The 14,115-nt window shown below is 67.0% G+C and carries 14 protein-coding genes; 5 read left to right on the top strand and 9 right to left on the bottom strand.

Annotated elements, in window-relative coordinates; translation table 11 throughout:
* Window positions 1-542 precede the first annotated feature (542 nt).
* From QU481_RS20230 to QU481_RS20240, 3 genes are all read right to left on the bottom strand, one after another.
* Window positions 543-1,736: an MFS transporter gene (locus QU481_RS20230; RefSeq protein WP_289831816.1), complete on the bottom strand. Its 1,194-nt coding sequence runs from the start codon at window positions 1,734-1,736 to the stop codon at window positions 543-545.
* A 267-nt stretch (window positions 1,737-2,003) separates the two neighbouring features.
* Window positions 2,004-3,224 (bottom strand): cyanate transporter, encoded by a 1,221-nt coding sequence (locus tag QU481_RS20235; RefSeq protein WP_289831817.1) that lies wholly within the window; start codon window positions 3,222-3,224, stop codon window positions 2,004-2,006.
* The gene (locus QU481_RS20240) at window positions 3,217-3,684 is read right to left on the bottom strand and encodes a nucleoside deaminase (RefSeq protein ID WP_289831818.1); all 468 of its coding nucleotides are present in this window, start codon (window positions 3,682-3,684) and stop codon (window positions 3,217-3,219) included. The genes QU481_RS20235 and QU481_RS20240 overlap by 8 nt, the downstream gene beginning before the upstream one ends.
* A gap of 187 nt (window positions 3,685-3,871) precedes the next feature.
* Here QU481_RS20240 and QU481_RS20245 point away from each other — a divergent pair, with 187 nt between their 5' ends.
* Window positions 3,872-4,795, top strand: a complete 924-nt coding sequence (locus tag QU481_RS20245; protein ID WP_289831819.1) for a LysR family transcriptional regulator — start codon at window positions 3,872-3,874, stop codon at window positions 4,793-4,795.
* 17 nt (window positions 4,796-4,812) lie between these two features.
* Here the strand turns inward: QU481_RS20245 and QU481_RS20250 are convergent, their stop codons facing one another.
* The 4 genes from QU481_RS20250 to QU481_RS20265 all read right to left on the bottom strand — a co-directional run bounded on the left by QU481_RS20250 (window position 4,813) and on the right by QU481_RS20265 (window position 8,630).
* Window positions 4,813-5,667, bottom strand: a complete 855-nt coding sequence (locus QU481_RS20250) for an MFS transporter (RefSeq protein ID WP_289831820.1) — start codon at window positions 5,665-5,667, stop codon at window positions 4,813-4,815.
* Window positions 5,668-5,756: 89 nt separating this feature from the next.
* On the bottom strand, window positions 5,757-6,479 hold the full coding sequence (locus tag QU481_RS20255) for an MgtC/SapB family protein (RefSeq protein ID WP_289831821.1): 723 nt from the start codon (window positions 6,477-6,479) through the stop codon (window positions 5,757-5,759).
* 640 nt (window positions 6,480-7,119) lie between these two features.
* A complete protein-coding gene (locus QU481_RS20260; RefSeq protein ID WP_289831822.1) occupies window positions 7,120-7,482 on the bottom strand; it encodes a hypothetical protein in 363 nt (120 codons plus the stop codon).
* Between the two features lie 149 nt (window positions 7,483-7,631).
* Window positions 7,632-8,630, bottom strand: coding sequence for a sulfate ABC transporter substrate-binding protein (locus QU481_RS20265; protein WP_289831824.1), 999 nt, complete (start codon window positions 8,628-8,630; stop codon window positions 7,632-7,634).
* 244 nt (window positions 8,631-8,874) lie between these two features.
* On the opposite strand from QU481_RS20265, the gene QU481_RS20270 reads away from it, so the two are divergent.
* Window positions 8,875-9,450, top strand: coding sequence for an RBBP9/YdeN family alpha/beta hydrolase (locus QU481_RS20270; protein WP_289831826.1), 576 nt, complete (start codon window positions 8,875-8,877; stop codon window positions 9,448-9,450).
* A 170-nt stretch (window positions 9,451-9,620) separates the two neighbouring features.
* Here the strand turns inward: QU481_RS20270 and hutC are convergent, their stop codons facing one another.
* Window positions 9,621-10,337 (bottom strand): histidine utilization transcriptional repressor HutC, encoded by a 717-nt coding sequence (gene hutC / locus QU481_RS20275; protein WP_289831827.1) that lies wholly within the window; start codon window positions 10,335-10,337, stop codon window positions 9,621-9,623.
* A gap of 133 nt (window positions 10,338-10,470) precedes the next feature.
* Here hutC and QU481_RS20280 point away from each other — a divergent pair, with 133 nt between their 5' ends.
* Window positions 10,471-11,373 (top strand): D-hexose-6-phosphate mutarotase, encoded by a 903-nt coding sequence (locus QU481_RS20280; RefSeq protein WP_289831828.1) that lies wholly within the window; start codon window positions 10,471-10,473, stop codon window positions 11,371-11,373.
* A 38-nt stretch (window positions 11,374-11,411) separates the two neighbouring features.
* Window positions 11,412-11,981 (top strand): hypothetical protein, encoded by a 570-nt coding sequence (locus QU481_RS20285; RefSeq protein ID WP_289831829.1) that lies wholly within the window; start codon window positions 11,412-11,414, stop codon window positions 11,979-11,981.
* A 97-nt stretch (window positions 11,982-12,078) separates the two neighbouring features.
* On the opposite strand, the gene QU481_RS20290 is transcribed toward QU481_RS20285, so the two are convergent.
* Window positions 12,079-12,810 carry a 16S rRNA (uracil(1498)-N(3))-methyltransferase gene (locus tag QU481_RS20290; RefSeq protein ID WP_289831831.1) on the bottom strand — a complete coding sequence of 244 codons (732 nt, stop codon included), beginning with the start codon at window positions 12,808-12,810 and terminating at the stop codon, window positions 12,079-12,081.
* A gap of 91 nt (window positions 12,811-12,901) precedes the next feature.
* On the opposite strand from QU481_RS20290, the gene QU481_RS20295 reads away from it, so the two are divergent.
* Window positions 12,902-14,086, top strand: a complete 1,185-nt coding sequence (locus QU481_RS20295; RefSeq protein WP_289831832.1) for a hypothetical protein — start codon at window positions 12,902-12,904, stop codon at window positions 14,084-14,086.
* Window positions 14,087-14,115: the final 29 nt, after the last annotated feature.

Below are 14,115 nucleotides of genomic sequence, written 5' to 3' on the forward strand. Positions count from 1 at the left end.
CGGCATGAGCTCCTGATCAATCCAGGCTCTCACACCTATCGGTTGTTCGTGCTGTTAAAGAGCGGTTGTTGCTGACGGCGTCGCTTCGTGGCGTTGCTGGGTCAGCAGCAGAGGAGGCGAACTATACGCCACGACCCAGGCGACGTCAATACCTTTCGCCATAAAAAAGCTGGCTAATTGCTAAGTCATTGATTTGTCAAAATTATTATAAATAATACCCCTGAGAACCTGCTCACGATCTTTCAGGCTGGGCTAATCGCCCAATACGAAAGCCCCATTATCCGAGCGACGTGAGTCGTGAACAGGAATCAGACTCCTGCTCGATAGCGTGCTCTAGAAAACCAAACCAAGGAACTGCGGATCTGTTTGAGCTCTGGAGCGCTGTGCTTTACCTGTCCTATCGAGTGGCAGCCAATACCGTAGTCTACTTGGCTACTTGACGACCGCTCGGCAGTGCAAAGACACCACCACGCTCCAAAAACGAATACAACCCCGCTCCGCCCATGAAAAAAGCGGCCAACCGGCCGCTTCTTCCCTCACCCTCAGCCGCGCTGAGCCGCCAGCCTCCGTCGTGGTGCCCGTGCCAGCTGCCACACGCACAACACCCCGGCAAACCCGGCCCCAGCCAGACACACCCCGTACCAGCCCGCCGCCGCGTACGCGACGCTCGCCGCGCTCGAGCCGGCCGCACCACCGATGAAGTAGCTGGTCAGGTAGACGGTGGTGATGCGGCTGCGCATCTCCGGTGCCAGCGTGTAGATCACGCTCTGATTGGAGATGTGCAGGCCCTGTACGCCGATGTCGAGCAGCAGCACGCCGGCGAGCAGCGCTACCAGTGAGTGCGCGCCGAGCGCGATCAGCGCAAACGACAGCAGGATCGAACCGCTGCACAGCACCGTCGCCACCCCGCCGCGCCCGCGGTCGGCGAGGCGTCCGGCGAAGCCGGCCGACAGGGCGCCGGCGGCACCGGCGAGGCCGAACGCGCCGATCTCGCCTTCGGAGAAACCGTACGGCGGCTGGCTGAGCAGGAAGGTCAACCCAGTCCAGAACACGCTGAAGCAGGCGAACGCCAGCGCGCCGTACAGCGAGCGCTCGCGCAGCGCCGGCTCTTTACGGATTAGCGTGCCCAAGGATTTCAACAGCGTGCCGTAATGGAACTCGATGTCGCGCGCGTCGCGCGGCAGCGCGCGCGCCAGCGCCACGGTCAGCAACGCGACCAGCCCGGCCGCGACCACATACACCGCGCGCCAGCCGGCCAGCTCGGCGATCAGCCCGGACACGGTGCGCGCCAGCAGGATACCGAGCAACAGGCCGCTCATCACCGTGCCTACCACCCGGCCGCGTTGGCGCTCGTCGGCCAGGGACGCGGCGAACGGCACCAGGAGTTGCGCCGAGCACGAGCTCATGCCGACCAGCACGCTCGCAAATGCGAACGCGGTGAAGCCTGGGCTCATCGCGGCGATCAGTAGCGCGCCTACGCTGGCGGCCAGCAGGCCGACGATCAGCCGGCGCCGGTCGAGCGCGTCGCCGAGCGGTACGACCAGCACCAGGCCAATCGCGTAGCCGATCTGCGTCAGCGTCACCAGATAGCCGACGCTGGCCGGCTGGCGGCCGAAACTGTGAGCGATGGTGGCGAGCAGTGGCTGCGAGTAATAGAGGCTGGCGATGATCGTGCCGCACGCGATAGCGAACAGCAGGACCAGTGGCCGGGACAGGTGATGTGGGGTGGATGTCATTGCAGCGTCGTTCATAAGAGTGGGCCGTGCGCCGGCCAAGTCTGGGCGGGCCGATGAGGCGGCGGGTGAGACCGGTTCCCCGCCTGAGCGGAACCGGGTTGTCGAATCTTGCCCGGCGGAGCATTCCATACCGGCCGTGACAGTTTAGCAGCGCAACGTTTTAGCGCCGCTAACAAAATTCAGTGCAACGTCTGCTGCAAGGTGCGCCGATGTAGACAGTACAGGTAGTGCGGCAGGCAAGGAGGCGCAACGCTGCAGCAGGATTCATTAGCGGTTCTTATTCGCGCCCAGGCCGCGCATCGCCGCCGAGTAGCCCTGCGGCGCGTAGCGCGTAGTCACCCCCAGCATCGCCGCCGCCGATACGGTCAACAGCAGCCAGCCAGCGCCGAAGCCCCCGCTGACGTCGCGGATCCAGCCAATCGCGAACGGTGCGAGTGCGGCGATGATGAAACCGACCCCCTGCACGAACGCTGCCAGCTCGCCGGCGCGGCGTGGCTCGTGCAAATGGTCGAGCGTCAGGATCAGGCAGAGCGCAAAGCAGCCGCCCAGGCCGAAGCCGGTCACGACCACCCACAGCCAGCGCAACGTGTCGGGATAGAGCTGCAGGCCGATGAAGCCGGTGAGCTGCAGCAGCAGGCCGAACGCCAACCAAGGGCGGCGGTCGGCACTCCTCAGCGCCAGTGCCGGCAGCGTCAGCGCTGCCACCACCTGTGCGGCGGTCATCAGGCCGAGCAGGCTGCCGGCGTGCTGCGCGGTGAGGCCGCGTTGCACGAAGAACGGTGGCAGCCACGCCACCATACTGGTATAGCCGCCGTTGATCAGGCCGAAGTACAGCGCCAACAGCCAAGCACGACGGTTGCGCAGCAGCGGCTCCAGCCCGCGGCCGGCTGCGGCCGCCTCCGGCATCTGGCCGGGTACCGCGTACCACGCCATGAGCGCCGCGGCCGCCGGCAGCGCCCAGATGCCGAGGCCGACGTGCCAGTCGCCCGCCAGGTGCGCCGTGTAGGGGCTCACCACCGCGCCGAGCCCGCCACCACCCATGATGGACGCCGAATAGAGCCCCATCGTCAGCGCCAGCCTCGGCAGGTAGTTGTGCTTGATCACGCCGGGCAGCAGCGCCTGGATCAGCGCGACGCCGACGCCGGCGAGCGCGGCGCTGCCGATTAGCGCACCGCTGCCGGCGGAGCTCCAGCGCCAGGCGCAAGCGGCAGCGATCACCACGAGGCCCAGCGCGACGCCGTGCCGGTCGCCGATCGTGCGGCTGACCCGGCCACCGGCCAGCGCGAACAGCCCCATCGCCAGCACCGGCAAGGTGGTCAGCAGCGAGGCGAGCCTGAACGGCATGCCGGTGGCGGCGCGGATGTCACCGAGCAGGGGGCTGACCGAGGTCAGCGTCGGGCGCAGGTTCAGCGCCACCAGCACCAGCGCGGCCAGCAGCAAGGCGCCGCCGCGACGGGCGCGGGGCGATGCCAAGGTACCCTCAAGCATGCCGTACCCCCTCTGCCCAGCCCCGGTACAGGTCGACGCCGGTCGGGCGCACCGGCCGATAGTGCGCCGGCAGCGACTGCTCGGCCAAGGGCTTGGCGAGCTCGGCGTACAGCGCCGCGGTCGACAGGCCGTAGGAGGCGCCGTCCTCGTTCGAGTACGCGTAGTAGACGCGGCTGACGCCGGCCAGATGCATCGCCGCCAAGCACATCGGGCAGGGCTGGCCGCTGGCGTACATCACCGCGCCGTCAAGGCGCGGCGTTTGCAAGGCGGTGCACGCCTGGCGGATCGCCAGGAGCTCGGCGTGCGCGCTCGGCTCGTGCGTGGCGGCGATCCGGTTGACGCCTTCGGCCAATACCTCGCCGTCGCGCACCAGCACCGCGCCAAACGGCCGTCCGCCGTCGGCGGCGTTCTGCGCTGCGAGCGTGATCGCCCGCGCCAACCATTGCTCTATCTGTTCCATTTGCCGAGTCTCCCTATTGCCATTTAAAGCCGCTACTAAAACCCTCCTAGCGTTGTTGCGCTGCCTTGCCGTACTACTTGTACTGTCTGCGGCAGCGCGCCTAACCAGGATCGCTGCGCTGGGTTTTGTTAGCGGCTCTTTAAAGATGGTAAGGAGCTACTTGGCTAGTGAGAAATGAAATGATTGAATGGCTACTAGTGGCATCCATACTGATAACACCATGCTCGATCTGACCTTGCTCAAGAGCTTCGTCGCGGTGGTCGACTGCGCGAGCTTCACCCGCGCCGCCGAGCGTCTGCATTTGACCCAGTCGACCGTCAGCCAACAGATCCGCCGGCTCGAGGAGACGGTCGGCCGGACGCTGCTCGATCGCGGCCCGCGCTATGTGCGACCGACCGAGGACGGCGAGCGCCTGCTCGGCTACGCGCGCCGGCTGGTGAGCCTGGCCGACGAGGCGGCCGATCTGTTCGGCGACGCGCCGCACGATGAAGTACTGCGGCTGGGCCTGCCGGAGGACTTCGCTGCCGGCAGACTGACGCCGCTGCTGGCGCGCTTCGGCCGAGACCACCCGGGGCTGCGCCTCGAGGTGACCAGCGGGCTGAGCGGCGAACTGCAGCGCCTGTACGACGCCGGCGAACTCGACCTGATTCTGGTGAAGCAGCTGACCGGGCAGCGAGCCAGCGTCGCCGCGTGGCCCGAGCCCCTGGTGTGGATCGACAGCCTGGCGCACCCGGCGTTCGGCATCGAGCCGCTGCCGCTGGCGGTGTTTCCGCCCGGCGGCCTGTACCGCAACGAGATGATCCACGCGCTCGAGGTGCTGGGCCGGCACTGGCGCATCAGCTACTGCAGCACCAGCCTGACCAGCCTGTGTGCAGCGGTCGGCGACGGCCTTGGTGTCAGCCTGATCCCGCGCCGCGCGCTCTTGGCCAGCCACCGGGTGCTGGAGCCGGACAACGGCCTGCCGGTTATCGAGGTGATGGAGCTGTCGCTACAGCACCGCCCCGGCTTGTCGCCGCTGGGACAGGCATTGGCGGCGCGGCTGGCCGCCGCGTGCCCGACGATGATGACCGAACCCCTGGAGCCGGTTCATGATCCTATGAAAGGATCATGAACCGGCGCGTTGAGTCGCTAACTCAGCCGGCGCTGGATCAGCGCGATCAGGAACGCCACCATGCCGAGCGCCGCTAATAGATAGAACAGGTCCTGGCTCGCCGTACGCTGCAGCACGGCTAGCGCCGCGCCGTGGCTTTCGGCCGCCGTATAGCCGGCCATCTCGAAGTGGCGCTGCAGCGTGGCGAGCCACTCGGTCACCGCGTGATTGGCCGGGTTGACGCTGGCGGCCAGATTTACCCCCTGCTGTGCCTGGCGGTTCTGCAGCAGCACCGTGCCGAGCGTGGTGCCGAACGACATCGACAGGCTGCGTACGATGTAGCGGGTGCGGTAACCGTGGCTGAACTCGTGGCCCTGCAGGAAGATATATGTCATACCGGCGAGCGGCAGCGCGATCAGCACAGTCAGCGTGCTGCGCAAGAGCAGCATTGGCAGCAGGTCGACCGACTCGACCTCGGCCGGCAACCAGGTCGCCCACAGACAGGCGAGGCCGAACACCACAAAGCCCGCCAGCACCAACGTGCTGCGGCGGCGCACCTTCTTCATGATGTCGAGGAAGTACAGGCTGAACGCCACGCCGATCAGCGACGAGAACGTCATCAGCCAGCCGACCTCGGTCAGGTCGATGCCGAGGCCGTGCTCGGCGAACTGCGGGAACAGGTAGCTGAACGCTGTGGTCAGCAGGTAGTACATGAAGTAGAACCACAGCCCACTGGCGAACATTGCGTTGCCCAAGAGCCGCATATTCAGCCGCGGCGTCGGGTGGCGGCGCTGCGAGTAGACGAAGTGGCCGAACAGGCCGAACGCGACGAGTCCGAACAGGACCAGGCGCAGCGGGTGGCTGAAGAAGTCGAAGCGCGCCTGCTGCAGCATATGAGCGGAAACCCGGCCCCTGACATCAATGAAAAAGGGAGCCACTCGGCTCCCTTGATCATGCCCCTCTTCTGCCCACCTAGGATGGATCACTCCGTCGTACTCGGGTTCCAGAACGCCTGGCTGATGAAATCGTGGCTGACCAGCCGACCGACGATGCGGTCGAGCACGCCCGAATCGACCGAGGTGGCCTGTAGTGTCGCGTTGATCTCGACGTCGTCATCGCCGAACGGCAGCACGTCGAGGTCAGCCACCGGGTAATTGGCGGTCTCGAGCATCGCCTCCATCGCCGCCAGCGCGGTTTTCTGCTCGGTGCGGCTGGCGATCACGCACAGGATGTAGGTGAGTTCGCTGGCCGCATCGTCAATCGGGCTGCGATAGATCGCGTTGGCAAGCGGACGCAACAGGGTGTTGGCCGCCAACACGAACAGCGCAGCCAGCACCGCTTCGCCAATCAGCGCGGCGCCGGCGCAGGCACCGGCTGCCGCCGAGCCCCACAGCGTGGCGGCGGTGTTGAGGCCGCGCACATTCAGCCCCTCCTTCATGATCGCGCCGGCACCGAGGAAGCCGACGCCGGACACCACGTAGGCGACCACCCGGGTCGCGCCGTCCGGCCCGGCCAGCCGGCTGGCCAGGTCGACGAATACTGCCGCGCCGACCGCCACTAGCGCGTTGGTGCGCAACCCGGCGGTGCGCTGGCGGTACTGGCGCTCGTAGCCGATGACCGAGCCGAGCAGAAACGCGACAGCCAGGCAGATCAGCGTGTTGAGCAGCAGCCAAGGATGGAAGTTGCGGATCACGTCCAGCGTCATGATCGTCCCCTTTCTAAAAGCAAACAGAGATGCCAAAAGCATCGTTGTGATTATTGGTGGATTCGGCCAAGCCTGCCGGTAAACCGGACCAAGGTGGCCGAAACGGTGCCGACCCGCACGATGCGGCAGGCGTAAGACTCGGATTAAGCAAATCCATGTGCACCCGTGTGCACCGGCCCCAACGGGCAAGCACACACCGACGCCCCTCGTCGGCGGCGACAAGGCGACGCATCGGGCGTCACGCGGGTGTCAACCGTGAGGATCGATTTACAAATGGTCTTTTCTTTAAGGGGGAGTGTGGAGCCGACCGGATGGCCGGCTCGAACGCCGCTGCCCGTGTCCGACACGGGCAGCGGCAGAGGAGACTGTCGTTACCTATGCCTGGACGAGGTTGGCCGCGTACGGCCTGGGACCATTACTAAAACAACTGTCCAAGTCAGGAACTCCATGTGGAAATGACGGGCGGAACATAACACAGGCCATCCGACCTGCGCAGACTTTCGGATAAAAAAGCGCTGATCAGGCGTCAATTTCGTCGTTCCTGACGAATTTGCGCGCTATCGATCGTATATCACCACAACGATGACCGTCAGGCGGTCATCGTCGGAGAACAAAGCGGCCGAACGAGGCAGACGGCCGCTCAGTGCAGCATGGCGCGCGCACCGGTCAAGTAGCCGGCCAGCAGCGCGCGGTGGCGGCGCTCGTCGAAGCGCAGCCAGAGTGCCAGCCAGCCGTCCGGTAGACCGAGATCGGACAGCGACACCAGCGCCTCGTGCTGCAAGCGGCAGCCGGCGTCGGTGCAGTCGTAGGCCCAGGCCAGCGTATCGGCGTAGTGGCGCCGACCGAGTCGGCCGAGCTTGTCCGGCCACGGGGCTGGACCCAGCAATACCCGGCCGGTGAAGAAACATTGCGAACGCACAAAGCTCTGGCAGCTTCGCAGTTGTGCCGCCCAGCAGGCCACGAAACGCGGTGGCAAGGCCAGCGGCGAGAATGGGGTGACCATGGTATCGCTCCGCTTTTGTTGCGACGCAACATCGCTTATACGCCGCTGCTCTGCCGCCCGCAAGCGCGCGACCGTGACGTTGTGGCCGACGCACCACGCATGAAAAAAGCCGGACGGGGATCGTCCGGCCGTGGGCGTGCGCTCGCGCCTTACTTCTTCTCGCTGATCTGGTCGAACACCCCGCCGTCGTTGAAGTGCTTGGCCTGCGCGCGGCGCCAGTCGCCGAAGGTCTCGTTCAGTGTGAACAGCTTCACTTTCGGGAACTGCGCGGCGTACTTGGCGGCCACCTTCGGATCGCGCGGACGGTAGTAGTTCTGTGCGGCGATCTCCTGGCCCTCCGGCGTGTACAGGAACTTCAGGTAGGCCTCGGCCGCCTTGCGGGTGCCGTGCTTGTCGACGTTCTTGTCGACCACCGCCACCGAGGGCTCGGCCAGGATCGACACCGACGGGGTCACGATGTCGAACTTGTCCGGGCCCAGCTCCTTCTGCGACAGGATCGCCTCGTTTTCCCAAGCGAGCAGCACGTCGCCCAAGCCACGCTGCACGAAAGTGATCGTCGCACCGCGTGCGCCGGAGTCGAGCACCGGCACGTGCTTGAACAGCTCGGCCACGTACTCGCGCGCCTTCGCCTCGTTACCGTTGTTCTTCTTCAGCGCGTAGCCCCAGGCCGCCAGGTAGTTCCAGCGCGCGCCGCCCGAGGTCTTGGGGTTCGGGGTGATCACCTGCACGCCCGGCTTGACCAGATCGCCCCAGTCGCGGATAGCCTTCGGGTTGCCCTTGCGCACCAGGAACACGATGGTCGAGGTGTACGGCGCGCTGTTGTGGGCCAGCCGGGTCTGCCAGTTGTGTGCCAGCAGGCCGTGGTCGGCCAGCGCGTCGATGTCATAGGCGAGCGCCAGCGTCGCGACGTCGGCTTCCAGGCCGTCGATGATCGAACGCGACTGCTTGCCCGAGCCGCCGTGCGAGGTCTTGATCTCCAGCGCCGGGTTGCCCTGTTTCTGCCAGGCGGCGTTGAACGCCTTGTTGACGTCCTGGTAGAGCTCACGGGTCGGGTCGTAGGACACGTTGAGCAGTTGCTGGGCCGAGGCGGTGAAGGTCAGCCCCACCAGGGTAGCGGCGAGTAGCGTGCGGCGAAGATTCAGCGTCATGTTTTTCTCTCCAGAGGGCAGTGACAAGCAGGCCCCGAGTCCAGGCCGACCCGAGCGTTGGACGCAGTCTAAATTCACGCCGCATATAATTTGAAATGATTAAAATTTACTTATTGATAACAAAAAAGTTTTAGCCATTGTCATTTCAATATTCCTCTATTGCATTTAATATTAAATTTAAATCACTTCAAGATATATATGGATTGCATTACAGTGGGGCCAGATAGCGATTGAGGAGCCCACCATGTTCACCCTGCCCGACAGCGTCGAGTACCTGATCCAGCCCGGCTGGAAGAACTCGCCGGACGACCATTGGCAAAGCCACTGGCAGCGGGCGCTGGGCGCGCGCCGGGTGGAGAACCACGACTGGGACGAACCGCGGCTGGACGACTGGCTGGCCGGGCTGGAACAGGCGGTGGCGACGGCGAGCCGCCCGGTGGTGGTGGTGGCGCACAGCCTGGGCTGCATCGCGGTGGCGCACTATGCGCAGCGCCACCACAAGGGGCTGGCCGGCGCCCTGCTGGTCGCACCGGCCGACGTCGAGCGCGCCGCCGCACCGGCGACGCTGGCCGAATTCGGCCCGATCCCGCGCGAACGGCTGCCGTTCCCGGCGCTGGTCGTCGCGAGCACCAACGACCCGTTCTGCCACGCCAGCCGCGCGCAGGAGATGGCGCTGGCCTGGGGGGCGCCGGTGCACTGGCTGGCCGAAGCCGGCCACATCAACGTCGACTCCGGCCACCGGGTCTGGCCGGACGGCTGGCGCCTGTTGGCAGCGCTGACCCGGGCGCTGCGCCTGCCCCCCGGGCAGATGGCATACTGAGCGCCGCGAACCACACCCTCCCGGCGTTGTTGCACCGGCTACCCGGGATCGCTGCGCCGGGTTTCGTTAGCGGCGCCGGGGCCACGCAAAGCCAAGCGAATAGACACCGCCCCGGCGGCGCGTAATGCGCCCCGGGGCGATGTCGTTGTCGGAACCGGTCTGGCGCCAGCTCAACCGATGCCGGCTCTCGCGTGCAGCATGTAGCGACTGCCCGGGTGCAAAAGCCGCACGAAGCTGACCAGCCGGTGGTGTGACCAGACGAGTCGGATCACCAGCAGGCAAGGCTCATCGCTCGGGATGCCGAGGCGATACTGCTCGGCCAGGTTCGGCAGCACCGCCCAGACCGCGTGTTCGAAGCCGGTCAGCGGGCAGCGCCGCTGGATAAAGGCAAGCGGCGTGACACGGGTGAAGTCCTGTTCGGTGAAATCGGCCGCCCACTGCGGGTTGAAGTAATGCTCCTCCAGCTGCACCGCCAGCCCGTCCTCGCGATGCAATAGCAACAGATGGCACACCGGGGCGCCCGGCTGCAAGGCAAAGCGCGCGGCAACGTCCTCGTCCGCCGGCACCGTCTCCAGCAACAGCTGCTCGGCGTTGTAGGCATGGCCGCGTGCGACGATCTCGGCAGCGATGTCCTGCCCGTTGTCGACCAGCGATGCCTCGACCTTGCTCTCGGCGACATAGGTGCCGTCGCCGGCGAAGCGCAGCAGCACGCCATCTTCGGTCAGGTCGCGGATCGCCTTGCTGACCGTCATGCGGCTGACGCCAAAGGTGCGCGCCAGCTCCAGTTCCGGCGGGAGCTTGTGTCCGGGCAGGAACTGGCGGGAGCGGATGCCATCGAGCAGGTAAGTCTTGATGCGCTGATAGCGGGGAGAGCGGGTAGCAGTCATGATCCGATTCTAGTCAGCGGCCCATCTCCACCTTAAGGAGAACCCGACAACAGTTTGCGGCGGATCAAGTCGGCTTGCCGGCCGACCCCGGCGGCAGTAGCGTTATGCCCATTGCCTGTCTCCGGAAGCGCTGATGACCGCCCTCGCCCTCTGTGCCGGCCTGCCCGGCCTCACCGCCCACCAACACGGCGAGCGCCTGACGCTCGCCACCGCCGACTTCGCCGCCGAGCTATCGCTCGCCGGCGGCCAGCTGCTTGGCTACGCCCCGACCGGCCAGCGCCCCTGGCTGTACCTGTCGCCGCAGGCACGGTCCGCAGCGGGCAAGGCGATCCGCGGCGGCGTGCCGCTGTGCTGGCCGTGGTTCGGCGCGCACCCTGACGACCCGGGCCAGCCGGCGCACGGCGTGGCGCGCACCGCGCCGTGGCGGCTCGATGACGCCCGGCTCGACGCCGGGGTGCTGGCGCTGCAGCTCTCCGGCCCGCACCACGGCGGCCTTGCCGCAACGCTGACGCTGGAACTGGGCCCAGCCGGCTTCGCGCTGACACTCGCCACCCGCAACGACGGCACCGCGCCGGTACGTTTCAGCCAGGCACTGCACAGCTATTTCGCGGTCGGCGACTGCCGCGAGGTGACGCTGTCCGGCTTGGAGGCCGCCGGCTACGACGACAAGGTCGACGGCGGGCGCCATCCGGCCAGCGGCGCGCCGCTGCGCTTCACCAGCGAGACCGACCGCATCTACTATCCGGCCCCCGATGCGGTGCTGCGGCTGGCCGACCCGCAGTGGCAGCGCGTCCTGACGCTCGCCGCGCAGGGTTCGGGGAGCAGTGTGGTGTGGAACCCGTGGGTCGACAAGGCCGCGGCGCTCGCCGACCTGCCCGACGACGCTTGGCCGCGTTTCGTCTGCGTCGAGACCGCCAACGCCGGCGACGATGCGCGCGTGCTGGCGCCGGGCGCGACGCAGCGACTCGGCGTGCGGGTGAGCGCGGGCGCCTTCGATCCGTGCTCTAACGCGCCCAGGCCGACAGACGCGGTATAATCGGAGTCGTTCTCAGCATGTAGACTCATTACTGCCCTATGGCCCGCCAGGACCCGATCGCCCGCTATCTGCCGCACACCTTCGCCAACGGTACCTCCGTGCGGCGCTTCGCCAAGCCCTGCCCGCGCTGTCGCCAGGTTGTGGAGGCGGCTGACATGTTCGGCCAGCTCGCGGTGCTGCAGGACCGGCTGTTTGTCGCCGCCGAGGGACGCTGCCGCCATTGCGGCCACCGTTTCTCGGTGGCCTGCATGATTACCAATAACAAGCATGTGCACCGGGTCGCACTGCCGATGTGGGCGTTCAAGCTGTGGCTGAAGATGGCCACCCGCAACACCATCCAGCCGGCCGACCCGGCCTGGTCGATGTCCGAGCCGGAACCGGAGCCGGTCACGCCATCGCTGGGCGAAGCCGATGTGGTCGCCGCCGATACCATCGTCGGCCGCTACGACGGGCTGGAGATCCCGGCATGGATCAACCACGATGGCCACCGTTACAACTTCGAGCGCACCATCGCGTCGGGCCAGGCGCCGCGCTTGGCGGCCAGCGAGCAGCTGTTCCGCGAGCGGCTGGTGTACCGGCGGGAAAACAGTCTCGACGTCACCGTCTGAGCCGCAAGCGCGCCTAAAACAAAAAGCCGTTTCCCGAGGGAGACGGCTTTTTTCATGAAACCGCAGGGCCTTTCGCCACGAACTGCCTTGGTCAGGTTTACGCCCCGGCGTAATCCCCCCACACCGTCTGCAACGCCGCCACCGCGGCGAGTGCGGCGGTCTCGGTGCGCAGCACGCGCGGGCCCAGCGTCAGCGGCGCCCAGCCGGCGTCGAACGCCGCCTGTTCCTCGGTGTCGCTGAAGCCGCCCTCAGGGCCGGCCATCAGCCAGAGCTTGCGCGGCGCGCTGGCGAGGTCCGCCAGCCGGCCTCGCCCCTGCGGCGACAGCAACAGCCGCGCGTCGGCCTCGGGCGTGTCGGCCAGCCATTGCGGCAGGGTCAGGATGGGCCGCACCTCGGGCACGGTGTTGCGCCCGCACTGCTCGCAGGCGGCGATCACGATCTCCTGCCAGCGTGCCACACGCTTGTCGGCGCGCTCGCCGGACAGCTTCACCACGCCCCGGGCGCTGGCGATGGGCTGGAACACGCTCACCCCCATCTCCACGCCCTTCTGCAGCGTGAACTCCATGCGGTCGCCGCTGCTGATCGCCTGTGCGAGACCGATGTTCAGCGGCGACTCGCGGCTGACGTCCAGCCGGGCGTCGACCTCGACCAGCGCGTCGCGCTTACCGAGTTCGAGCAGCGTCGCCGGATGCTCGCCGCCGTCACCGTTGAACAGCGTCAGCGCATCGCCGGCGGCCAGGCGCAGCACCTGGACGTGGCGCACCACCTCGGCCGGCAGCGCCAGCGTCTGGCCGGCGTGCAACTCGGTATCGACATAGAATCTTGGCATGGTGTGGAAAGTCCTGTGTAATGAAGGGCTGCTGCCCGCCGGCCGTATTGTGCCGGCTTTGCCGCCGCCATCCAACCGGAGCCCGTCCCGCATGACGACTCGCCTGCTACCCGCCCTGTTTGCCGCTTCGCTGGCGCTGGTCGCGCACGCCGACGACGACCCGCGCCAGTACCAGCACGGCGCAAGCTTAGTCGAACTGCCCGGCCGGCCGGCCCAGCTGATCTGGTCGAGTTCGGGCTTGCCGCCTAAGGGAGCCGAGCCCGACGGCAGCTGGAGCCACGACGTCTATGTGATGCCGTTCGATGCCCCTATCGTGTATGGCGTGCCGCAGGGCGCCCGGGCACTGATCGCCCGGCCCGAGGCGCAGGAGCCGGCAAGCGCGGCGGTGAACCGTGCCGGTCGCTTGATGATCACGATGGAGGACGGTTGGGACGCCCGCCATGTGATCGCGCAGCGCTACGGCGTGTACGACGCGGCGCTCAAGCCGATCCGCGGCTATCCGCAGATGGTCGAGGACGGTGGTCATTCCGGCCACGTCGCCGCCGCTGGCGACGATTTCGTGGTGTTCTACTCGACCGAGTGGGTGCAGGGCGGCGGCGAGAACAACCTCGGCTCTGGCCGCGACGTGCGGGTGAAGGTGTACGATAGCGACGGTCGCCTGCGCCACAGCACGCCGATCAGCGTCGGCCAGCGCGACGGCTGGCCGGTGCTCGCCTCGTCACCGACGCGCAGCCTGCTGGTGTGGCAGCGCTTCGTGCCGAACGCCATGCATGCCCGGCTGTTCGCCGCCGTCTACGACCCGCAGCAGGGCAAGCTCCTGGGCGCGCCGTTCGAGTTGCTGCACGACGTCGGCTACTATCGCTATCAGGTGGCGTGGCTGCCGGCCGTCGAGCGCTTTGTACTGGCCGCCACCCGCATCAACGGCGAGGGCCGTGCCTGGCTGATCACCGCAGACGGCCGCCGCGAGGTGCAGCTGGGCTGCTTGCCACCGCCGCAACGCGAGGGCTCGCCGGTGGTCGACGGTTCGCGGCTGGCGCTGCCGCTGGGCAACGGCGGCGCGCTGCTGCTGCAGGTCGCGCCGGGCAGCCTGACGGTGGCCGGCCGCAGCCCGAGCCGGCCGCTGTTGTCCGAATCCGGCGTGGTCGGCCGCTTTACCGGGACGAACGAGCTGACGCTGATCAGCCTCGACCGGATCGGCCTGACCCGCCATCGACTGAATTTTGCCGAACCCGAACCGGTGGCCAGCTACTCGCTGCCGCCGGCGGCCATGGAGTAAGCGAATGTCTATTGGAGTAGGCCCTAAAC

This window comes from Crenobacter oryzisoli (assembly GCF_030385785.1).
Classification (GTDB): Bacteria; Pseudomonadota; Gammaproteobacteria; order Burkholderiales; family Chromobacteriaceae; genus Crenobacter_A; species Crenobacter_A oryzisoli.